The organism is Streptomyces sp. SID14436 (assembly GCF_010548465.1).
Taxonomy (GTDB): domain Bacteria; phylum Actinomycetota; class Actinomycetes; order Streptomycetales; family Streptomycetaceae; genus Streptomyces.
Map to the genome: position 1 here is coordinate 1 of NZ_JAAGMD010000291.1, position 21,253 is coordinate 21,253.

Genomic DNA, 21,253 nt, shown 5'->3' on the forward strand with positions numbered 1-21,253 from the left:
GGCTCGCGGGCGGGGACGAGCCGCCGGTCGTGCCGTGGAAGCCGCCGACGGACGACCCGTTCCAGGCCGCCGCCCGGCGCCAGGCCGAGGCCCGGCCCGCCCCGCTCGGCAAGCGGTTCGCCGCCCGGCTGCTGGACACCGTCGTCCTCGGCGCCGTCACCGCCGTGGCCGCCGTGCCGCTGGGCGGCCGGGCGATGGACCACATCGACGAGAAGATCGAGACCGCCAAGCTGTCCGGACGGACCGTCACGGTCTGGCTGCTCGACGGCACGACCTCCGTCCACCTCGGCATCGTCCTGGCCGTCCTGCTGCTCGCCGGGGTGCTCCTGGAGGTACTGCCCACCGCCAAGTGGGGCCGCACCCTGGGCAAGAGGGCGATGGGCCTGGACGTCCGGGACATCGAGGGCCACGAGGCGCCCGGGTTCGGGGCCGCGCTGCGCCGCTGGCTCGTCTACAGCGTTCCCGGACTGCTCGCCGTGGGGACCGTGGGCGTCCTGTGGTGTCTGTTCGACAAGCCGTGGCGGCAGTGCTGGCACGACAAGGCGGCCCACACCTTCGTCGCGGGCTGACCTCCCGGACCCCGGGCCGGCGGCCGGTACTCCGGACGGCGGCGCGCCGGATGCGGAGCCGTGGGGTTCGGGGTCGACTCGGGCCATGAGCAGCACACCGCCTCCCGGTTCGGGCCAGCAGCCGGACGACGACCCGTTGCGCAAGCACCCCCCGCCCGGCGGCCCCGGGGGCCCGCGCACTCCCGGCCCCGGACAGGGCTCCGGACCGGGTCAGGGTTCCCCCTACGATCCGCCGCCCGGCGAGCAGCCCCCGCCGTATCCCGGCGGTGACCCGTACGGCAGCGGTGGCGGCGGCCAGGGCCCCTACGGGGGCGGCGGCGGACCCTACGGCGGGGGAGGGGGCGGCGGCCCGTACGGCGGAGGGGGCGGCGGCCCCTACGGACCCGGCGGGGCCGGCGGCCAGGGCGATCCGCTCGCCGGGATGCCGCCGCTCGCGGACAGCGGCCGGCGCACCCTGGCCCGCATCATCGACATGATCCTCGTCGGCGTCGTCGTCTGGCTGCTCACCTGGCCGTTCGGCGTGAGCGAGTACAACGTCGACACCGACCGCATCAACGTGGGCAACTCCTTCTGGCAGTCGCTGGTCGCGGCGGTGCTGTACATCGCCTACGACACCTTGCTGACGGCGCGCATGGGCCAGACGCTGGGCAAGAAGTGGCTCAAGATGCGGGTGGCCAACCTGGACAACGGGGCGACGCCCTCGACGCAGACCTCGCTGGTGCGCGCGGCCGTGCTGTGGCTGCCGTTCGCCTTCTGCTGTGCCTGCGTGTGGACCGTGATCGCCGGTGGCTGGAGCTACTTCGACCGGCCGTACAAGCAGGGGCTGCACGACAAGGCGGCCAAGACCGTGGTGGTCAGCACCGGTTGACGCGGCGGGCGGTCAGGAGGCCGCCCGCTGGCGCACGGGCTCGCGGGCCGGGGCGCCGACCGTGGCCCGCACGGGGGCCGGGCGCGCGGTGTGTCCGGCCGCGGTCCGGACCGGTACCGGGCGCGGCCGGTGCTGCGGACGGGCGAGCGGGACGGTCATGGCCACCAGCAGGCCGACGGCGAGGGCCGCGACGGCGACGACCGCGACGCCGGCGCCCGAACTCGCGCCGGACAGCAGCAACATGGCGAGGGTGGACAGGACCACGGTGCACGAACCGTAGGCGAGCTGAGCGACAGTCGGACGGGGCATGGCCATCGTGTCCTCGGAAGTCGGGGGGCTGTCGGCCTGGCAACCGCCGGCTCAAGGGCGATCCGCCAACCGACTCTAACGCCGAGGGTGCCCGAGGGGAACGGACAGTAAGCGTGACCTGACCGACAGGGCCGGTGCACGGGGGGCGCACGGAGTCATGGCGTCCACCCAGTGGACGGAACTGCGCGCCGGGTACGGTTTCGCGGCGGTGTGTCCGCAATGCGAACCCCCGTTCCGCATAACGCCTTTGATCTGTTCAAGTCAAGGTCTGTTTTTTCGGCGGAACCTCTAGTCAAATGTCGTCACTTGATTACACGCGTTGATCACGTGTGCGCGGGCTGCATCCATTACCGGAACCCCCCTGCCGCGCACACGCACGCGGGAGGGGATCTCTCAAGTGACCACGAGACCATGGACGTTCAGAGCGGCCGCGATAGGCGTGGCCGTCGCGGCGGCCACCGCCACCGGCTCTGCGTTCACCCTGGCCCAGGCCGACACGGCCGATCGGGCCGACCGGCCGGCCACCGTGGACCGGAAGGACCCGGCGGAGCAGACCCACGTCGAGCACGACCTCGAGGGCCCGCTCTCCAAGACCCAGGCCGCACAGCGCGAGGAGGCGCTGAAGCAGGTCATCTCCGGCAAGAACACCGTGAAGAACCGTCACGGCTCCAAGGTCGTCGGCCTCAAGAGCAAGAAGGGCGACACCAAGTACGTCGAGCTCGGCCGCGAGAAGACCGACAAGATCTTCACGATCCTCGTCGAGTTCGGCGACCAGATCGACAGCCGCTACGGCGGCACCCCCGGCCCGCTGCACAACCAGATCGCCGAGCCGGACCGCAAGAAGGACAACTCCACCGCCTGGCAGGCCGACTACAACCGGAAGCACTTCGAGGACCTGTACTTCGGCGAGGGCAAGAACACCGAGTCGGTCAAGACGTACTTCGAGAAGCAGTCCTCCGGCCGCTACTCCGTCGAGGGCCAGGTCTCCGACTGGGTCAAGGTCCCGTACAACGAGGCCCGTTACGGCAACAACGCCTGCGGCCAGAGCAACTGCCCGAGCGTGTGGAACGTCGTCAGCGACGGCCTGAACGCCTGGGTCGCCCAGCAGAAGGCGGCCGGCAAGACCGACGCCGAGATCAAGGCGGACGTCGCCGAGTTCGACCAGTGGGACCGCTACGACTTCGACGGCGACGGCGACTTCAACGAGCCCGACGGCTACATCGACCACTTCCAGATCGTGCACGCCGGCGAGGACGAGTCCGCGGGCGGCGGCGCCCAGGGCACGGACGCCATCTGGGCGCACCGCTGGTACGCGTTCGGCACCGACGCCGGTGCCACCGGCCCGGAGCAGAACAAGCTGGGCGGCGCGGCCATCGGCGAGACCGGCATCTGGGTCGGCGACTACACCATCCAGCCGGAGAACGGCGGACTCGGCGTCTTCGCCCACGAGTACGGTCACGACCTCGGCCTGCCGGACCTCTACGACACCGCCGGCGGCGAGAACTCCACCGGTTTCTGGACCCTGATGTCCTCCGGTTCCTGGCTGGGCACCGGCAAGAAGGAGATCGGTGACCTGCCCGGCGACATGACCGCCTGGGACAAGCTCCAGCTGGGCTGGCTGAACTACGACCGGGCCAAGGCGGGTGTCAACTCCTGGCACAAGCTGGGCCTGGCCGAGTACAACACCAAGCACAAGCAGGGCCTGGTCGTCGAACTGCCGAAGAAGGCCGTCACCACCGAGGTCGTCACCCCCGCCGAGGGCGAGACCCAGTGGTGGAGCGGCAGCGGTGACAACCTCAAGAACACCCTGACGCGTTCGGTGGACCTCACCGGCAAGTCGTCGGCGGAGCTGACCCTCGACGGCTGGTACGAGATCGAGGCCAACTACGACTACCTCTACACCGAGGTGTCGACCGACGGCGGCGCCAACTGGACCGCCCTGGACGGCACGGTGGACGGGCAGCCGCTCCCGCGCGACGGCAGTGACAAGCCGGCCCTGCACGGCACGGTCGACGGCTACAAGCCGATGGTGTTCCCGCTGGACGCCTACGCCGGCCAGAAGATCGACCTGCGCTTCCGCTACCAGACCGACGGCGGTGTGGCCCTCAAGGGCTTCGCGGCCGACCGGATCTCGGTGACCGCCGACGGCACCGCCCTCTTCACCGACAACGCCGAGACGGCGGACGACGCGTGGCAGGCCACCGGCTTCTCCCGCATCGGCGCGTCCTTCACCAAGGACTACGCGCAGTACTACATCGCCGAGAACCGCCAGTACGTGTCGTACGACAAGACCCTGAAGGTCGGCCCGTACAACTTCGGCTTCGCCAACAGCCGTCCGGACTGGGTGGAGCACTTCCCGTACCAGAACGGTCTGCTGATCTGGAAGTGGGACACCTCCCAGGCGGACAACAACACCAGCCAGCACCCGGGCACCGGTCTGATCCTCCCCGTCGACGCGCACCCGAAGGCCATGAAGTGGTCCGACGGCACGCTGATGCGCAACCGGATCCAGACCTACGACGCCACGTTCAGCACCTTCCGCACGGACGGCATCACGCTGCACAAGGACGGCGTCCGCACCAAGATCAAGTCGTCGAAGGGTGTGTCGGAGTTCAACGACCACAAGCACACCTACTACGACCCCGCGAACCCGGGCGGCAGTGTCGAGATCACTGACACCAACACCAAGATCAAGATCACCAAGGAGGCCCGCGACGGCTCCACGATCGAGCTCGAGGTGCGTCCCGCGGTGAAGTAATCCGCGTTCTCGCAGGTCAGAGCATGATCGGCGGCGACCCCCTGGCGGGTCGCCGCCGATCCGTGTTTAGGTGCGTCCGTGGCTCTCTTATTGACACCGACGGACACGGGGGTCTGACCACATGGCCGCAGGAGGTTTCTGCAAGCTGCCGAACGGCACCGTGGTGGTGGCACTGAACCTGCCCCGCCCGGCCGCCGACGGCCCCGGCGCGGTGCGCGTCCTCGTGCACGCCGGCAACCGGGCGCGCGCCCTGACCAGGCTGCGCAACCTGGGTCTGCGGGCGGTCTACCTGCGGGGCAACGCCGCCCCGCCGACCCCCGACGAGATCACCGCGGTCCTGCACCATCCCGACGGCCTGATATGGCGCACCGCGCCCGGCCAGGGCCTGCTGACCGGCCCCGAGCTGGCGGTGGAGCTCTGGCAGCCGATCCGGGCACTGCTCAGACGCCCGGCGGCCCCCGCCTGAGGCGGGGCGCCGGCTCCGGCGGCCGAGGAGGCAGGGGGCGGCGGCTCCCGGCACGACGCCGGGCCGGCGCCGCAAGGGCCTCGGCGTGGCCGGGGGCCCTGGCCCGGATCACCCGGGCTCACGGGCCCCCTGACCCTGTCCGACACGGACGAGGGACCCCGGTCCGGTCCGGCATGACCCGCCGGACCGGCCTCAGTGCCCGACGACCGGCTTCCCGGTCAGCTCCACGCCCGCGGCGCGCATGTCCTCCAGGGCCCGCTCGGTGGTCTCCCGGGCCACCCCGGCGGTGAGGTCGAGCAGCACCTGGGCGCGGAAGCCCTCGCTCACCGCGTCCAGCGCGGTGGCCCGCACGCAGTGGTCGGTGGCTATGCCCACGATGTCGACCTCGTCGATCTCGCGGGAGCGCAGCCAGTCGGCCAGCGTGGTGCCGTTCTCGTCGGTCCCCTCGAACCCGCTGTAGGCGGCGGAGTACGAGCCCTTGTCGAACACGGCGTCGACAGCGCCGGACAGTACCGCGGGCGCGAAGTTCGGGTGGAAGCCCGCGCCCTCGGTGCCGGCCACGCAGTGGGCGGGCCAGGTGTCCACGTAGTCCGGGTTGTCGGCGAAGTGGCCGCCCGGGGCGATGTGGTGGTCGCGGGTGGTCACGACGTGCCGGTATCCGGCCGGGGCCTGCCCGATCAGCTCGGTGATGGCGGCGGCCACGTCGGCCCCGCCGGTCACGGCGAGGCTGCCCCCCTCGCAGAAGTCGTTCTGCACGTCGACGACGATCAAGGCGCGGCGCATGGTGGGTGTCCTTCGGGTGGAGGTCGGGTGGAAGCGGCCCGGCCGGTGAACCACCGAGCCTAGGCAACGGCGGGCGATGCGGACAGGGGCACGGCACGGCGTCCCGTGCCCCGGCCGGGTCCGCCGGGGGTGCGGTGCGTCCTCAGTGGCCCGAGGGGCCGTGGAGGTACTCCGTCGGCAGGACGGCCTCCCCGCGGGAGAGCTGGGTGGCGGACAGCGGCAGGCCCGCGCGTGCGGCGATGTGCCGGTCGCGGATCACGTCCAGCGGTTCCCGGACGAGCACCTCGCCGCCCTTGACCAGCTGCACCAGCAGCTGCCGGTCGGCCAGCTCGTCGGGGACCGGCCCGGTGCCGACCACCTCGGCCTCGGCGACGCCGTCCTCGTCCAGGCGCCGCGCGGCCCACTTGCGGCCGCCGACGGAGGTCTTGCCGCCGGTGGACTTCTTCGCCACCGGCACCAGCGGCGCCGCCGGGTCGTCCGACTCGGCCCGGGCGACCAGCTTGTAGACCATCGAGGCCGTGGGGTGCCCGGAGCCGGTCACCAGCTGGGTGCCGACGCCGTAGGCGTCCACCGGCGCCGCGGCCAGCGAGGCGATGGCGTACTCGTCCAGGTCCGAGGTCACGGTGATCTTCGTGCCGGTGGCGCCGAGCGCGTCGAGCTGCTGCCGGACCCGGTGCGCGACCAGCAGCAGGTCGCCGGAGTCGATGCGCACCGCGCCCAGCTCCGGGCCGGCCACCTCCACGGCGGTGCGGACCGCCTCGGCCACGTCGTAGGTGTCCACCAGCAGCGTGGTGCCCTCGCCGAGGGAGTCCACCTGGGCGCGGAAGGCGTCCCGCTCGCTGTCGTGCAGCAGCGTGAAGGCGTGCGCGGAGGTGCCGACGGTCGGGATGTCGTAGCGGAAGCCGGCCGCCAGGTCGGAGGTGGAGGCGAAGCCGCCGATGTACGCGGCGCGGGAGGCGGCCACCGCGGCGAGTTCGTGGGTGCGCCGGGCGCCCATCTCGATCAGCGGGCGGTCCCCGGCGGCCGAGGACATCCGGGAGGCCGCGGCGGCGATGGCGGAGTCGTGGTTGAGGACGGAGAGGACCACGGTCTCCAGCAGCACGCACTCGGCGAAGCTGCCCTCCACCCGCAGCAGCGGGGAGCCGGGGAAGTACACCTCGCCCTCAGGGTAGCCCCAGATGTCGCCGGTGAAGCGGTAGTCCGCCAGCCAGTCGAGGGTGTCGGCGTCGACGATCCGCTTCTCACGCAGGAAGTCCAGGATCTCCGGCTCGAAGCGGAAGTTCTCCACCGCGTCCAGCACGCGCCCGGTGCCGGCCACCACGCCGTAGCGCCGGCCGCCGGGCAGCCGGCGGGTGAAGACCTCGAACACGCTGCGCCGTCCGGCGGTGCCGCCGCTCAGGGCGGCCTGCAGCATGGTCAGCTCGTACTGGTCCGTGAAGAGCGCCGTCGAGGGGACGCCCAGTCGCCGTCCGCCGCCGCCCGAGCGCTCGGACGCGTCGCGTCCGGCAGCCGTCGACAGCCCTGGATCCGCTGTGTTCATACGACGATGCTACCCCCATTTCGTCAGTTTGACGATTTCCCTGTGGAGGCGTGTCGACTGCCGTTCTGGCGGGCCGGTTTGTGCGTCCACCCCCTTGCGGTGGCAGCATGGGCAGTGTGACGTCACCCGCACCCCTGGAGATCGAACGCACCGAGTCGGCGGAGGAGACCTTCGCCGTGCCCGAGCCCGACGTCCCCTGGGTCACCATCGTGCACAACGACCCGGTCAACCTCATGAGCTATGTGACGTACGTCTTCCAGACGTACTTCGGCTACTCCAAGGACAAGGCCACCAAGCTCATGCTCGACGTCCACCACAAGGGCCGGGCGGTCGTCTCCAGCGGCACCCGCGAGGAGATGGAACGCGACGTCCAGGCCATGCACGGCTACGGCCTGTGGGCCACCCTCCAGCACGACCGGAAGTGACCTTCCGGACCCCACCCGCCCCCTGCGCAGGACCGGAAGTAGCGATCGCCTCCATGCCCGGACACTTCGAACCGCTCCCCGGCGGCGGCGCGGCCGTCGCCCTCGACGACGTCGAGATCTCCATCATCCGGTCGCTGGCCGTGCAGCTGATGGAGCTCATCGGCCCCGGGCCCGCCGAGGACGCCCCCGGCGACCCGCTCGCCGAACTCTTCGCCGACGGCCCGAGCGAACCGCCCTCCGACCCGGTGCTGCGCCGCCTCTTCCCCGACGCCTACAGCGACCCCGAGGGCCCCGCCTCGCCGAGTGAGGCCGAGGAGCAGCGGACGTACTCCGCGGAGTTCCGCCGCTTCACCGAGAACGACCTGCGCGCCGGCAAACGGGAGAACGCCCTCGCGGTCATCCGCACCCTGGACGCCCTCCGCTCCGGCGGCGAGGGCGGTGCGGTGCTGAAGCTGTCACCGGAGGAGTCCCGGCAGTGGCTCGGCGCCCTGAACGATTTGCGCCTGGCGATCGGCTCCCGTCTGGAGATCGACGACGAGGACGACACCGATGTGCTCTTCGGGCTGCCCGACGAGGACGCCCGCAAGCCGATGGTGATGGCCTACCTGTGGCTGGGCGGCCTCCAGGAGACGCTCGTCGCGACGCTCATGCCGTAAAGATGCCCCATACATCCACATAGGTCCCCGGGATTCGTTCGCTCAGAGGAACCTCAAGTCCGCATAACGATCCCGTCACCGCCTCGTGGATTTATTCCGCAGGGGCGGTGTTCTGTGACGTGTGTCACTCGGGGGCGGGTGAACGGCGTGGTAAAAATCGGCGACTTGTTTGCGGCCTCACCCCTTGCCGTGAGCAAACGAAGCCGGCCACCGCCGGCGTGTAGGACCAGCACGACCAACGGACGACGGCCGGGTCGAACCGCCCGCCGTCCGCCGCCGTCGCCGAACGGGACGTGGGCTCGGGCCCACACGACACCCCGCTCAGCTGCGCACGCCAGCACGTCCCCGCGCCTGAGGAAGTTCGATGTCACTCGACTCCATCACTCAAAACATCGACGACGCAGTAAGTGATTTCTTCGACCCTGTCGCGACCACAGTCGGCGACATCGTCTTCTACACGGTCCCCGTCGGCGGCGCCGAGCTCCCGCTCATCGTCGCGTGGCTCGTCATCGCCGGTCTGGTCTTCACCGGCTGGTTCGGACTCGTCCAGGCCCGCAAGATCAAACTCGCCGTGGACGTCGTACGCGGGAAGTACGACGAGAAGGACGCCCCCGGTGAGGTCAACCACTTCCAGGCGCTGACCGCCGCGGTCTCCGGGACCGTCGGCCTGGGCAACATCGCCGGTGTGGCCGTCGCCGTGTCCATCGGCGGCCCCGGCGCCACCTTCTGGATGATCCTCTGCGGCCTCCTCGGGATGGCCACCAAGTTCGTCGAGGTCACCCTCGGTGTGAAGTACCGCGAGGAGCACGCCGACGGGACCGTCTCCGGCGGCCCGATGCACTACCTGCCCAAGGGGCTCGCCGAGCGCTTCGGCCGCGGCGGCGCCAAGCTGGGCAAGGTGCTGGCCGTCCTGGCCTCCGCCATGATCCTCTTCTTCGGTCTGTTCGGCGGCAACCTGTTCCAGACCAACCAGAGCTACGCCCAGATCTCCTCCACCTTCGGCGGCGAGGACGGCTTCCTGGCCTCCTCCGCCGGTGCCGTGTTCTTCGGGCTGGTCGTCGCCACCCTGGTCGGCCTGGTGCTGCTGGGCGGCATCCGCTCCATCGCCTCCGTCACCAGCCGGCTGGTCCCCTCCATGGCGATCATGTACGTCGTGGCCTGCCTGATCGTGATCCTGGCGAACATCACCGCTGTTCCCGACGCGATCAGCACCATCTTCCGGGGTGCCTTCGAGGCCGACGGCGTCGCCGGCGGCATCATCGGAGCCCTGATCGTCGGCTTCCAGCGCGCCGCCTTCTCCAACGAGGCCGGCATCGGCTCCGCGCCCATCGCCCACTCCGCGGTCAAGACCAAGCACCCCGCCAGCGAGGGCCTGGTCGCCCTGCTGGAGCCGTTCATCGACACGGTCATCGTCTGCACCATGACCGCGCTGACCATCGTCATCGCGGCTCCCGCGAGCTGGGACGCCGCCCGGCAGGGCGAGAACATCGGCGGTGTCACCATCACCTCCGACGCCTTCGGGACCGTCATGCCCTGGTTCCCGCACCTGCTGACCGTGGCCGTGCTGCTGTTCGCCTTCTCCACGATCCTGACCTGGGGCTACTACGGCCTGAAGTCCTGGACGTACCTCTTCGGCCGGAGCAAGGCCAGCGAGATGACCTTCAAGGTGACCTGGAGCGTCTTCGTGATCGCCGGATCCCTGCTGTCGCTCGACTCGCTGATCAGCCTCGCCGACTCCGCCCTGTTCCTGCTCGCCGTGTTCAACATCATCGGTCTGTACCTGCTGGCCCCTGTGGTCAAGCGGGAGCTCAACTCCTTCCTGGAGTTCGTCCGCCGCCGCGAGAGCGGCCAGACGGCGGACGCCCGGCCCGAGAAGAAGACCGCGGCGACGAAGTCGCTCTGACGTCCCCCACGGGGAGCGATCCTTCCCCCTCCAGGACGCCGGCCGCGGGGAGCACTCGTGGCGCTCCCCGCGGCCAGCCGCTCGGCGTCCGGCATCCGGGCCGTTCCGTACCACCCTTCGGTACGGGACGGCCCGTCTGCTTATCCTGAGCCTCATGCTGACCATCACCCAGGCGCTCTACGACCGGATCGTCGCCCACGCCCGCGAGGACCACCCCATCGAGGCGTGCGGAGTGGTGGCGGGGCCGGCGGGCTCCGACCGCCCGGAGCGCTTCATCCCCATGCTGAACGCCGCCGGCTCGCCCACGTTCTACGAGTACGACTCCAAGGACCTGCTGCGGCTGTACCGCGAGATGGACGACAACGACGAGGAACCCGTGGTCATCTACCACTCGCACACCGCCACCGAGGCGCACCCCTCGCGCACCGACATCGACCTCGCGAGCGAGCCCGGCGCCCACTACGTGCTGGTGTCCACCGCCGACACCGACGGCCTCGGCGACTTCCAGTTCCGCTCCTTCCGCATCGTGGACGGCGAGGTCACGGAGGAAGAGGTCAAGATCGTGGAGGCGTACTGACGGCCGCCCCGCGGGCCCCGCACCGCACCTCCCACCTGCACGGTCTCGACCCCCGGTCGTTCATCATCCACAGTGTGAGACCACACTCGGATCGGCGTATCGGGAATCGATACGATGACCGCATGGTTCTCCCTGACGTGAGCGACAAGACGCCGGGCAGCATGCTCGTGGCGCGGCTGCACGTCGACCTGTGCAGGCTCGCCAGCGCCATCTGTTGACGACCCCTGCCGCCGTACGGCCCGTGAGCCCCGGCGACCGCCCCGCACCACCCGCGTCACCACGCACTCCGCGCCGCCGCGCGCCCACCGACCAGACGACACCTTCCGACAGGAGCCCTTCGCCATGGCCATCGAGGTCCGCATCCCGACCATCCTCCGCCAGTACACCGACGGTCAGAAGGCGGTGGAGGGCAACGGGAACACCCTCGCCGAGCTCTTCGCCGACCTCGACACCCGGCACGCGGGCATCCAGGGCCGCATCGTGGACGGGGAGCAGCTGCGCCGCTTCGTCAACGTGTATCTCAACGACGAGGACGTCCGCTTCCTCGACGGCATCAACACCAAGCTGTCCGACGGCGACAGCGTGACGATCCTTCCGGCCGTCGCCGGGGGCTCGGCCGCCGCGGCCGGGCGACCGGCGCGAACGGCCTGATCGCCGATGCGTTACGACTCCCCGCTGGCCGCGGTGGGCAACACCCCCCTGGTGTGCCTGCCGCGGCTGTCGCCGTCCGACGACGTGCGGATCTGGGCCAAGCTGGAGGACCGCAACCCCACGGGCTCCATCAAGGACCGCCCGGCCCTGTTCATGATCGAGCAGGCGGAGAAGGACGGCCGCCTGACCCCGGGCTGCACCATCCTCGAACCCACCTCCGGCAACACCGGCATCTCCCTGGCCATGGCCGCGAAGCTCAAGGGCTACCGCATCGTGTGCGTGATGCCCGAGAACACCTCGCAGGAGCGCCGGGACCTGCTCGCCATGTGGGGCGCGGAGATCATCTCCTCCCCGGCCGCGGGCGGCTCCAACACCGCCGTCCGGGTCGCCAAGGAACTCGCCGCCGAGCACCCCGACTGGGTCATGCTCTACCAGTACGGCAACCCGGACAACGCCGGCGCGCACTACGCCACCACCGGCCCGGAGATCCTCACCGACCTGCCGTCCCTCACCCACTTCGTGGCCGGCCTCGGCACCACGGGCACCCTGATGGGCGTCGGCCGCTACCTGCGTGAGCACAAGCCCGACGTGAAGATCGTCGCCGCCGAGCCGCGCTACGACGACCTGGTCTACGGGCTGCGCAATCTCGACGAGGGCTTCGTCCCCGAGCTGTACGACGCCTCCGTGCTGACCACCCGTTTCTCCGTCGGCTCCGCCGACGCGGTCACCCGCACCCGCGAGCTCCTCCAGCAGGAGGGCATCTTCGCGGGCGTCTCGACCGGCGCCGCCCTGCACGCCGCGATCGGTGTGGCGAAGAAGGCGCTGAAGGCGGGGGAGAGCGCCGACGTGGTCTTCGTGGTCGCCGACGGCGGCTGGAAGTACCTGTCGACCGGCGTCTACACCGCCCCGACGACCGAAGAGGCCATCGAGGCACTCCAGGGCCAGCTCTGGGCCTGAGGCCCACCGCCCGCCCGCACCCGGGCACCCCGAAGGGGCCGGAGCACACCGCTCCGGCCCTTTCGCCGTGCCGTGCCGCGAGCCGCGCCCTTCGCCGGGCCGGGAGCCTGCGCTGTCGCCGTGACCTGGGGCCCGCGCCCTCCGCCGGACCCGGGAGTCGCGCCCTTCGCCGGGTCGGGAGCCCGCGCCTTCGCCGTACCGTGCCCGCGAGCCGCGCCCTTCGCTCTGCCGGGAGCCCGCGCTGTCGCCGTGACCTGGGGCCCCCGCCCTCCGCCGGACCCGGAACCCCGCGCCCCGCGCCCTTCGCGCCGGGCCGCGAGACTCCGCTCCTCCGCTCCTCCGCTCCTCCGCTCCTCCGCTCCTCCTCGCCGGACCGGCGGCGGGCGCCTCACCCCGCCAGGTGACGGACCTGGTCCCACAGGGCCGGGTCGACCGGCCCGACGCGGCGGCGGAAGTCCCACAGCGGCACGTCCCGCAGCTCGTCCGTCTGCAGGAAGCTGGCCCGCCCGCGGGCGTCGCCGACGGAACCCGGGGGCAGCGGGATCACCCCGGCGCGCCCGCCGCCCGACTTCGTCGTGATCTTGGCGACCGTGACCCGTTCCCCGCGCACCGCCAGCACCAGGCACGGCCGGTCCTTGTTCCCGGGCCGGTCCTCGAAGGGCACCCCGGCCCACCAGATCTCCGCCGGCCGCGGCCCGCCCTCCCGGACCCGGGTCCGCAGCGCGGTCCCGCGCCCGGCGGGACGGTGGCCCCGGCCCCACCCGTCGACGAGGGCGGCGACGAGGGCGAGCAGCACCACCGCGGCGAGCGCGAGCCACCAGGACGTGTCCATGACCCCGACCGTACCGGCGCGGGCCCCGGCCGCGCGCCCGTTCGCCCGCCCACGCGCCCCGCTTCCAGCCGAACCGGTGACAGCGCAGGTGAGTTCGCCCACAACCGCCCCTGGCGAAGGAGCGACCACACGTTTTGCGTCTTACGCTCGACGAACCGCACAACCCCCGTTCTCACATCCCCGCAGCGGAGGTTTCTGCTCCATGAAGCTCACCGTCGTCGGCTGCTCGGGGTCGTTCCCGTCCGCGGAATCGGCCTGTTCGAGCTACCTCCTCGAGGCCGACGGCTTCCGGCTGCTCCTCGACATGGGCAACGGCGCCCTGGGCGAGCTGCAGCGCCACTGCGGTCTCTACGACCTCGACGCGATCTTCCTCAGCCACCTGCACGCCGACCACTGCATCGACATGCTCGGGTACTTCGTCGCGCGCTACTACCGGCACGAGGGCGGCCGTTGCGACCCCCTGCCGGTCTACGGCCCCGAGGGCACCGAGCACCGGCTCACCACCGCGTACGCGGACACCCCCTCGGCCTCCTCCATGAGCGAGGTGTTCGACTTCCACACGGTCAAGCCGTCCACCTTCGACATCGGCCCGTTCACCGTGCACACCGAGCGGGTGGCGCACCCGGTGGAGGCGTACGGCATCCGCATCGAGCACGGCGGGCGCACGCTGACGTACTCCGGCGACACCGGGGTCACCCCGGTCCTGGACGAACTGGCGCGCGACGCGGACCTCTTCCTGTGCGAGGCGGCGTTCACCCACGGCAAGGAGAACATCCCCGACCTCCACCTCAACGGCCGCGAGGCCGGTGAGACGGCGGCCCGGTCCGGCGCCCGCCGCCTGGTCCTCACCCACATCGCCCCCTGGACCGACCCCCAGGTCAACCTGCGGGACGCCCGCGCGGTCTACGACGGCCCGGTGGAGCTGGCGGCGCCGGGAGCGGTGTACCGGATCTGAGGCCCCTCCGGCATGACGAAGGCCCCCGGAACCGTCACGGTTCCGGGGGCCTTCGCGCGGGCCCGTCGCCGGGCCCTACGCCTTCGTGGCGTCCTCGACCTCCTCCTCCGGCTCACGGCCCGGAGTCGGCAGGTTGAACTTGACGATGGCGTAGCGGAAGACCACGTAGTAGATCGCCGCGAACACCAGGCCGATCGGGATGATCAGCCATGGCTTGGTCGCCAGGTTCCAGTTGAGCCCGTAGTCGATGGCGCCCGCCGAGAAGGTGAAGCCGGCGTGCACGCCGAGCGCCCAGGTGACCGCCATGGACAGGGCGGTGAGGACCGCGTGGATCACGTACAGCGCCGGGGCGATGAACATGAACGCGAACTCGATCGGCTCGGTCACACCGGTGACGAAGGAGGTCAGCGCGAGGGAGACCATCATGCCCATCACGGCCTTGCGGCGCTCGGGGCGGGCGGCGTGCGCGATGGCGATCGCGGCGGCCGGCAGACCGAACATCATGATCGGGAAGAAGCCCGACATGAACAGACCGGCGTCCGGGTCCCCGGCGAAGAAGCGGTTCAGGTCGCCGTGGACGACCTCGCCCGCGGCGTTGGTGAAGTCGCCGATCTGGAACCAGGAGACGGTGTTGACGAACTGGTGCATGCCGACGGGGATCAGCGCGCGGTTGATCAGGCCGAACAGGCCGGCGCCGACGGCACCGAGCGAGGTGATCCACTCGCCGACGTTCGAGATGCCCTCACCGATCGGCTCCCAGACCAGGCCGAAGAAGACACCCATCGCGGTGCCGACGAAGGCCATGATGATCGGGACGAGACGGCGGCCGTTGAAGAAGCCCAGCCAGTCCACCAGCTTCTTGCGGTGGTAGCGCTGCCACAGCACCGCCGCCAGCAGACCCATGATGATGCCGCCGAGGACACCGGGGTTGTTGTAGGTCGCGGCTATGTCCTCGCCGGCCTGCACCTTCGCCTCGGTGACGGGGAAGGCCTTCAGGACGTTGCTGTAGACCAGGAAGCCGACGAGCGCGGCGAGCGCCGTGGAGCCGTCGGCCTTCTTGGCGAAGCCGATGGCCACGCCGATGCAGAACAGCATCGGCAGGTTGTCGAAGATCGCGCCACCCGCGGTGGCGAAGACGGCCGCTACCTTGTCCCAGCCGAACCCGTCGGCGCCGAACACGTCGGGCTGGCCCAGACGGAGCAAGATGCCCGCCGCCGGCAGCACGGCGATCGGGAGCTGAAGGCTGCGGCCCACCTTCTGCAGGCCCTGGAAAAGGCCGGATCCCCGCTTCTTCGCGGGGGCCGCCGATGCGGTGGCGGTGCTCATACGTCCTCCATCGGTGGTGGTCTACACCACTCAGTGGTGTAGACCTGTTCTAACACGATGAAGGCCATATAAGGAACCCGTCAGTTCCGCAACCGCGGGGCTACGCACCGTGGCCGCCGGGGGAGGCCCGCGGACGGCGAAGCGGAACCCCGGTCGGGCCCGCTGTCCGGCCGCCCGCCGGGTCACCCGCGCGCACACCGAAAGACCCCCGGACCACAGGGGTCCGAGGGCCGGTTCAGCCGCCCCCAGCCTAGGGGGTGACGGGGCGCGCTACGCCTTGGTGGTGTCCTCGACCTCCTCCTCGCGCTCCCGTCCCGGCGTCTTCAGGTCGAACTTCGTGATCGCGAAGCGGAAGATCACGTAGTACACGGCGGCGAAGCACAGGCCGATCGGGATGATCGCCCACGGCCGGGTCGCCAGGTTCCAGTTGATGACGTAGTCGATGAGGCCCGCCGAGAAGCTGAACCCGTCGTGCACCCCGAGCCCCCACGTCACCGCCATCGACACACCCGTCAGCAGCGCGTGGATCACGTACAGTGCGGGCGCGACGAACAGGAACGAGTACTCGATGGGCTCGGTGATGCCGGTCACGAACGACGTCAGCGCCACCGACAGCATCAGGCCCCCGACCTCCTTGCGGCGGTCCGGCCGCGCGCAGTGCGTGATCGCCAGCGCCGCCGCCGGCAGCGCGAACATCATGATAGGGAAGAAGCCCGACAGGAACTGCCCGGCGCTCGGGTCGCCCGCCAGGAACATGTTGATGTCGCCGTGCACCACCGTGCCGTCCGGCTTGGTGTAGCTGCCGAACTGGAACCAGATGGGCACGTTCAGGAACTGGTGCAGCCCCACCACCAGCAGCGCCCGGTTCGCGATGCCGAACACGCCCGCGCCCCACGCGCCCAGGTCGCTCATCCAGTCGCTGAAGCTCTCCAGCGCGTCACCGATCGGCGGCCACACCCACAGGCACAGCGCGGCGAACACGATCGCCGCGAACGCCATGATGATCGGCACCAGGCGGCGGCCGTTGAAGAAGCCCAGCCAGTCCACCAGCTTCGTCCGGTGGAACCGCTGCCAGAAGTACGCCGCCATCAGACCCACCACGATGCCGCCGAACACCCCCGGGTTCTGGAAGGTGAACGCCGTCACCGTCGCCGGGTCCTCCGTCACCTGGCAGCCCACGCCCGGCACCGCCGTCGCCCCCTCGGGGCAGTCCTCCGGGAACTGGCGCAGCACGTTGTAGTAGACGAGGAACCCGGCCACCGCCGCCAGCGCCGTCGACCCGTCCGACTTCTTCGCCATGCCGATGGCCACGCCCACGCAGAACAGCAGCGGCAGACCCAGCGCACCGTCCAGCAGCGCGCCGCCCGCGCCCACCATGACCTTCGAGACGTTCGTCCAGCCCAGGCCGTCGTCGCCGAACACGTCCGGCTGCCCCAGCCGGTTGAGGATGCCCGCCGCCGGCAGCACCGCGATCGGCAGCTGAAGGCTGCGGCCCATCTTCTGCAGGCCCTGGAAGAACCGGTTCCACCGCTCACGCAGGGGGCTCGGCGCCTGGCCGGCGCTCGCGGGACTGTCGGCACTCATCCGGGCCCCTTCGCTGGACGCTCACTGGATCCGGCGGCCGGCCCGGGCGCGGGAGTCGCCGGTCGCGGGTTTGTCGCCGGTCCACCGGGTGGTGTAGACCAGTTGACGACGGTTCCGCTGTCGTGACGCCATCATTGGGCACCCACGACATGACCGCTCGCAAAGATGGGCCAACTGTGGGTTACTGCGACAAAGCGGTTCGGATCAGGGAGAACGAACATGGCCACCAAGGCTGAGAAGATCGTTGCCGGGCTCGGCGGCATCGACAACATCGAAGAGGTCGAGGGCTGCATCACCCGCCTGCGTACCGAGGTCGTCGACCCCGCCAAGGTCGACGAAGCCGCTCTCAAGGCCGCGGGCGCCCACGGCGTCGTCAAGATGGGCACCGCCATCCAGGTCGTCATCGGAACCGACGCCGACCCCATCGCGGCCGAGATCGAAGACCTCATGTGACACCCGCGCACACCGCGCCACCACGGTCCTGAGCACGGACCGGACCGGGACCCGCGCACCCGGCCCGCCCCTTACGCCAGGCCCCAGGGGCCCCGCCCGACCTCGGGCAGGGGCCCCGACGCGCGTACGGCTAGGCTCTTGCGCCATGTCACGCATCGACGGCCGCACCCCCGAACAGCTCCGCCCCGTCACCATCGAACGCGGCTGGAGCAAGCACGCCGAAGGCTCCGTCCTCGTCTCCTTCGGCGACACCAAGGTCCTGTGCACGGCCTCCGTCACCGAAGGCGTCCCCCGCTGGCGCAAGGGCAGCGGCGAGGGCTGGGTCACCGCCGAGTACGCCATGCTGCCCCGCGCCACCAACACGCGCGGCGACCGCGAGTCCGTCCGGGGCCGCATCGGCGGCCGCACCCACGAGATCAGCCGCCTCATCGGACGCTCCCTGCGCGCCGTCATCGACTACAAGGCCCTCGGCGAGAACACGATCGTCCTCGACTGCGACGTCCTCCAGGCCGACGGCGGCACCCGCACCGCCGCCATCACCGGCTCCTACGTCGCCCTCGCCGACGCCGTCGCCTGGGCCCGGTCCCACAAGCTGATCCGCGCGAGCCGCCAGCCCCTCACCGGCACCGTCAGCGCCGTCTCCGTCGGCATCGTCGACGGCACCCCCCTCCTCGACCTCCGCTACGAGGAGGACGTCCGCGCCGACACCGACATGAACGTGGTGTGCACCGGCGACGGCCGCTTCATCGAGGTCCAGGGCACCGCCGAGGCCGAGCCCTTCGCCCGGGACGAACTCGACGCGCTCCTCGACCTCGCCGTGGCCGGCTGCACCACCCTCGCCGACGCCCAGCGCGCCGCGCTCGCCACCGTCCTCGACGCGTAGGACGCACCGGCGACACCCGGGCCGACGCGGGCAACCGCGCCGGTCGCGGCGGCGTCTGAACCGGTGAACGGGCGCGCCGGATGCTCCGCGCGCCCGCACCAGTCACCACGGGCCCCGTACCGGCCCGCACGAGGGAGGACCCACCCATGGCCGCGAGCCGCCGACGCCGCACCGCAGCCGTCGCCGCCACCCTGGCGGCCGTCGCGCTGACCGCCGGACTGACCACCGGCTGCGCCGCCGTCGACAAGGCACTGGACTGCGTCCGGACCGCCGACGCCATCGCCGACAGCGTCACGGAGATGCAGCAGGCCGTGGACAACGCCTCCAACGACGTCACCCAGCTCGAGGAATCCCTCACGTCCATCGACAAGAACCTCGACGAGCTGGCCGACAAGACCGACAACGCCGACGTCGGCAAGGCCGTCGACGACCTCGACCAGGCCGTCGACAACGTCCGCACCTCCATCGAGAACGGCGACAAGACCCCCGACATCAGCCCCGTCACCGACGCGGCCGGTGAACTCACCAAGGTCTGCACGCCGTGACGGACGGCCCGCGCCGGCCTGGATACTGGACCCCATGACCCGCCTGATCCTCGCCACCCGCAACGCCGGCAAGATCACCGAACTCCGGTCGATCCTCACCGACGCGGGCCTGCCCCACGAACTCGTCGGCGCCGACGCCCACCCCGAGGTCCCCGACGTCAAGGAGACCGGCGTCACCTTCGCGGAGAACGCCCTCCTCAAGGCCCACGCCCTCGCCCGCGCCACCGGCCTGCCCGCCGTCGCCGACGACTCCGGCCTCTGTGTCGACGTCCTCGGCGGCGCCCCCGGCATCTTCTCCGCCCGCTGGGCCGGGACCCACGGCGACGACCGGGCCAACCTCGACCTGCTCCTCGCCCAGCTCTCCGACATCGCCGACGAGCACCGCGGCGCCCACTTCGCCTGCGCGGCCGCCCTCGCCCTGCCCGACGGCACGGAGCGGGTCGTCGAGGGCCGCCTGACCGGCACGCTCCGCCACGCCCCGTCCGGCACCGGCGGCTTCGGCTACGACCCGATCCTCCAGCCGGACGGCGAGAGCCGGACCTGCGCGGAGCTGACACCGCGGGAGAAGAACGCGATCAGCCACCGCGGCAAGGCGTTCCGCGCGCTGGTGCCGGTGGTGCGGGAACTGCTGGGCTGAACACTGGTGCGGCCGGAGGGACTCGAACCCTCACGGGAGTTACCCCACTGGGACCTAAACCCAGCGTGACTGCCAGTTCCACCACGGCCGCTCGGTGCTGCCCGGCCATGCTAGCGGCCGGGCAGCACCCTCAGATGCCGAGATCCTTGATGATCTTGGCGACGTGACCGGTGGCGCGGACGTTGTAGAAGGCGTGCTCGACCTTGCCCTGCTCGTCGACGACGATCGTCGAGCGGATGACGCCCATGTAGGTCCGGCCGTAGTTCTTCTTCTCGCCGAACGCGCCGTACGCGTCGAGGATCTTCTTGTCGGGGTCGGCGAGCAGGGTGATCTTCAGCGACTCCTTCTCGCGGAACGTCGCCAGCTTCTCCGGCTGGTCGGGCGAGATGCCGATCACGTCGTAGCCCGCCTCGGCGAGCACGTCGAGGTTGTCGGTGAAGTCGCAGGCCTGTTTGGTGCAGCCGGGGGTGAGGGCGGCCGGGTAGAAGTAGACGATGACCTTGCGGCCCCTGTGGTCGGCCAGGGACACCTCGTTGCCGTCGGCGTCGGGCAGGGTGAAGGCGGGGGCCTCGTCCCCGGGCTGGAGGCGTTCACTCATCGGTCTGTCTCCTCGTGCGTGCGCGCTGGGTGGATCGGGTGCCGGGATCGAGGGTAACCGGGGGTGCTGACGGTGCGGCTCGGCGTGGAGCTGACAGACTGTCCGGCACAGGTATCAGCGGTATCAGCGGATTTCGGAGGCGACACGGTGGCGGACACGGCGGACACCAGAACCCCGGCGGAGATCGAGGCGGACATCAGGCGCCGTCGCGCGGTGCTGGCCGAGACCCTGGACGAGATCGGCGTGCGGGTGCACCCGAAGACGATCATGGACGACGCGAAGGCCCGGGTCGTCTCGAACGTGGACCACACGCTGGGCCGGGCCTACGTCGGGGTCAACGCCGCGCTGAGCGAGGTGAAGGCCCAGTTCGTGGACGAGGACGGGGCGCCCCGCCTGGAGCGTGTGGTGCCGGTGGCGGTCCTGCTGGCCGGGGTCGTGGGACTGCTCGCGCTGGGCTCGCGCCGGCGCCGGAGCTGACCCCTCCCGCGTGCGCGGGCGACGAGGGCAGGTAGGTTTCAGAGCGTGAGCGCCAAGAGAAACGACCCCGGCTCCCAGCACGACAAGCTGCCCATCCGCATGCTGCACGACCGTGTGCTCGTGCGGCAGGACACCACTGAGGGCGAGCGGCGTTCGGGAGGCGGCATCCTGATTCCCGCGACCGCCGCGGTGGGCCGGCGTCTGGCCTGGGCCGAGGTGGTCGCGGTGGGGCAGAACGTGCGGACGGTGGAGCCCGGTGACCGGGTGCTGTTCGACCCGGAGGACCGTGCCGAGGTGGAGGTGCGGGGCGTGCCCTACGTGCTGATGCGGGAGCGCGACCTGCACGCGGTGGCCGCGGACCGGTTCGAGGGCTCCGAGGATTCGACCGGCTTGTACCTGTAGTCCGGCCCGTACCTGTGGACCGTGCCGGAGGGGGCCGGTGACCGTGGTGGTCACCGGCCCTCTCCGGCGTGTCCGGGCCCGGGCACGGCGGCCCGGGGC

Annotated in this window: 25 protein-coding genes and 1 tRNA gene; 18 read left to right on the top strand and 8 right to left on the bottom strand. The window is 71.0% G+C overall.

Features of this window, described 5'->3' with window-relative positions; all coding sequences use genetic code 11:
• Together G3I53_RS10480 and G3I53_RS10485 are read left to right on the top strand one after the other, a co-directional pair.
• The coding region (locus tag G3I53_RS10480) for an RDD family protein (protein ID WP_164438265.1) at positions 1–569 on the top strand (569 nt) is incomplete at its 5' end.
• 85 nt (positions 570–654) lie between these two features.
• Entirely contained in the window at positions 655–1,437 is a 783-nt protein-coding gene (locus tag G3I53_RS10485; RefSeq protein WP_164438266.1) for an RDD family protein, read from the top strand.
• 12 nt (positions 1,438–1,449) lie between these two features.
• On the opposite strand, the gene G3I53_RS10490 is transcribed toward G3I53_RS10485, so the two are convergent.
• The gene (locus G3I53_RS10490; RefSeq protein WP_164438267.1) at positions 1,450–1,752 is read right to left on the bottom strand and encodes a hypothetical protein; all 303 of its coding nucleotides are present in this window, start codon (positions 1,750–1,752) and stop codon (positions 1,450–1,452) included.
• A gap of 391 nt (positions 1,753–2,143) precedes the next feature.
• On the opposite strand from G3I53_RS10490, the gene G3I53_RS10495 reads away from it, so the two are divergent.
• Together G3I53_RS10495 and G3I53_RS10500 are read left to right on the top strand one after the other, a co-directional pair.
• Entirely contained in the window at positions 2,144–4,504 is a 2,361-nt protein-coding gene (locus G3I53_RS10495) for an immune inhibitor A domain-containing protein (protein WP_164338155.1), read from the top strand.
• A 121-nt stretch (positions 4,505–4,625) separates the two neighbouring features.
• Positions 4,626–4,970, top strand: a complete 345-nt coding sequence (locus tag G3I53_RS10500) for a hypothetical protein (protein WP_164338156.1) — start codon at positions 4,626–4,628, stop codon at positions 4,968–4,970.
• 192 nt (positions 4,971–5,162) lie between these two features.
• Here G3I53_RS10500 and G3I53_RS10505 read toward each other — a convergent pair whose 3' ends face one another.
• The gene (locus G3I53_RS10505) at positions 5,163–5,753 is read right to left on the bottom strand and encodes a nicotinamidase (RefSeq protein WP_164337820.1); all 591 of its coding nucleotides are present in this window, start codon (positions 5,751–5,753) and stop codon (positions 5,163–5,165) included.
• Between the two features lie 142 nt (positions 5,754–5,895).
• Positions 5,896–7,215, bottom strand: a complete 1,320-nt coding sequence (locus G3I53_RS10510; RefSeq protein WP_164337821.1) for a nicotinate phosphoribosyltransferase — start codon at positions 7,213–7,215, stop codon at positions 5,896–5,898.
• Positions 7,216–7,400: 185 nt separating this feature from the next.
• Between G3I53_RS10510 and clpS the strand changes: the two genes are divergently transcribed.
• The 7 genes from clpS (at position 7,401) to G3I53_RS10540 (ending at position 12,462) form a co-directional block, all read left to right on the top strand.
• Positions 7,401–7,718: an ATP-dependent Clp protease adapter ClpS gene (clpS, locus tag G3I53_RS10515; RefSeq protein ID WP_164337819.1), complete on the top strand. Its 318-nt coding sequence runs from the start codon at positions 7,401–7,403 to the stop codon at positions 7,716–7,718.
• Positions 7,719–7,771: 53 nt separating this feature from the next.
• Positions 7,772–8,374 (top strand): DUF2017 domain-containing protein, encoded by a 603-nt coding sequence (locus tag G3I53_RS10520; protein ID WP_164337818.1) that lies wholly within the window; start codon positions 7,772–7,774, stop codon positions 8,372–8,374.
• Between the two features lie 364 nt (positions 8,375–8,738).
• Positions 8,739–10,277, top strand: a complete 1,539-nt coding sequence (locus G3I53_RS10525; RefSeq protein WP_164337817.1) for an alanine/glycine:cation symporter family protein — start codon at positions 8,739–8,741, stop codon at positions 10,275–10,277.
• A gap of 154 nt (positions 10,278–10,431) precedes the next feature.
• Positions 10,432–10,854, top strand: a complete 423-nt coding sequence (locus tag G3I53_RS10530; RefSeq protein ID WP_164337816.1) for a M67 family metallopeptidase — start codon at positions 10,432–10,434, stop codon at positions 10,852–10,854.
• 122 nt (positions 10,855–10,976) lie between these two features.
• Complete coding sequence (locus G3I53_RS34520) at positions 10,977–11,072, top strand: putative leader peptide (RefSeq protein ID WP_318653187.1); 96 nt, start codon at positions 10,977–10,979, stop codon at positions 11,070–11,072.
• 124 nt (positions 11,073–11,196) lie between these two features.
• On the top strand, positions 11,197–11,505 hold the full coding sequence (locus G3I53_RS10535; RefSeq protein ID WP_164337815.1) for a MoaD/ThiS family protein: 309 nt from the start codon (positions 11,197–11,199) through the stop codon (positions 11,503–11,505).
• Positions 11,506–11,511: 6 nt separating this feature from the next.
• On the top strand, positions 11,512–12,462 hold the full coding sequence (locus G3I53_RS10540) for a cysteine synthase (protein ID WP_164337814.1): 951 nt from the start codon (positions 11,512–11,514) through the stop codon (positions 12,460–12,462).
• 388 nt (positions 12,463–12,850) lie between these two features.
• On the opposite strand, the gene G3I53_RS10545 is transcribed toward G3I53_RS10540, so the two are convergent.
• On the bottom strand, positions 12,851–13,294 hold the full coding sequence (locus G3I53_RS10545) for a type II toxin-antitoxin system PemK/MazF family toxin (protein ID WP_164345265.1): 444 nt from the start codon (positions 13,292–13,294) through the stop codon (positions 12,851–12,853).
• Positions 13,295–13,496: 202 nt separating this feature from the next.
• Here G3I53_RS10545 and G3I53_RS10550 point away from each other — a divergent pair, with 202 nt between their 5' ends.
• The gene (locus G3I53_RS10550; protein ID WP_164332585.1) at positions 13,497–14,249 is read left to right on the top strand and encodes an MBL fold metallo-hydrolase; all 753 of its coding nucleotides are present in this window, start codon (positions 13,497–13,499) and stop codon (positions 14,247–14,249) included.
• A 75-nt stretch (positions 14,250–14,324) separates the two neighbouring features.
• Here the strand turns inward: G3I53_RS10550 and G3I53_RS10555 are convergent, their stop codons facing one another.
• Positions 14,325–15,575: a PTS transporter subunit EIIC gene (locus G3I53_RS10555; RefSeq protein WP_164332584.1), complete on the bottom strand. Its 1,251-nt coding sequence runs from the start codon at positions 15,573–15,575 to the stop codon at positions 14,325–14,327.
• Positions 15,576–15,845: 270 nt separating this feature from the next.
• Entirely contained in the window at positions 15,846–17,159 is a 1,314-nt protein-coding gene (locus G3I53_RS10560; RefSeq protein ID WP_164332583.1) for a PTS transporter subunit EIIC, read from the bottom strand.
• A 219-nt stretch (positions 17,160–17,378) separates the two neighbouring features.
• Here G3I53_RS10560 and G3I53_RS10565 point away from each other — a divergent pair, with 219 nt between their 5' ends.
• The 4 genes from G3I53_RS10565 (at position 17,379) to rdgB (ending at position 19,677) form a co-directional block, all read left to right on the top strand.
• Complete coding sequence (locus G3I53_RS10565; protein WP_020270294.1) at positions 17,379–17,612, top strand: PTS glucose/sucrose transporter subunit IIB; 234 nt, start codon at positions 17,379–17,381, stop codon at positions 17,610–17,612.
• A gap of 145 nt (positions 17,613–17,757) precedes the next feature.
• Positions 17,758–18,495, top strand: a complete 738-nt coding sequence (rph, locus tag G3I53_RS10570; protein ID WP_164332582.1) for a ribonuclease PH — start codon at positions 17,758–17,760, stop codon at positions 18,493–18,495.
• A 146-nt stretch (positions 18,496–18,641) separates the two neighbouring features.
• Positions 18,642–19,040: a hypothetical protein gene (locus tag G3I53_RS10575; RefSeq protein WP_164332581.1), complete on the top strand. Its 399-nt coding sequence runs from the start codon at positions 18,642–18,644 to the stop codon at positions 19,038–19,040.
• A gap of 34 nt (positions 19,041–19,074) precedes the next feature.
• Positions 19,075–19,677 carry an RdgB/HAM1 family non-canonical purine NTP pyrophosphatase gene (gene rdgB, locus G3I53_RS10580; protein WP_164332580.1) on the top strand — a complete coding sequence of 201 codons (603 nt, stop codon included), beginning with the start codon at positions 19,075–19,077 and terminating at the stop codon, positions 19,675–19,677.
• Positions 19,678–19,681: 4 nt separating this feature from the next.
• On the opposite strand, the gene G3I53_RS10585 is transcribed toward rdgB, so the two are convergent.
• Both G3I53_RS10585 and bcp read right to left on the bottom strand, forming a co-directional pair.
• Positions 19,682–19,768 (bottom strand) — tRNA-Leu (locus G3I53_RS10585).
• A 39-nt stretch (positions 19,769–19,807) separates the two neighbouring features.
• On the bottom strand, positions 19,808–20,275 hold the full coding sequence (bcp, locus tag G3I53_RS10590; RefSeq protein ID WP_164332579.1) for a thioredoxin-dependent thiol peroxidase: 468 nt from the start codon (positions 20,273–20,275) through the stop codon (positions 19,808–19,810).
• Positions 20,276–20,422: 147 nt separating this feature from the next.
• On the opposite strand from bcp, the gene G3I53_RS10595 reads away from it, so the two are divergent.
• Together G3I53_RS10595 and G3I53_RS10600 are read left to right on the top strand one after the other, a co-directional pair.
• Positions 20,423–20,752 (top strand): DUF3618 domain-containing protein, encoded by a 330-nt coding sequence (locus G3I53_RS10595; protein ID WP_164332578.1) that lies wholly within the window; start codon positions 20,423–20,425, stop codon positions 20,750–20,752.
• A gap of 45 nt (positions 20,753–20,797) precedes the next feature.
• Positions 20,798–21,154 (top strand): co-chaperone GroES, encoded by a 357-nt coding sequence (locus G3I53_RS10600; protein WP_164332577.1) that lies wholly within the window; start codon positions 20,798–20,800, stop codon positions 21,152–21,154.
• Positions 21,155–21,253: the final 99 nt, after the last annotated feature.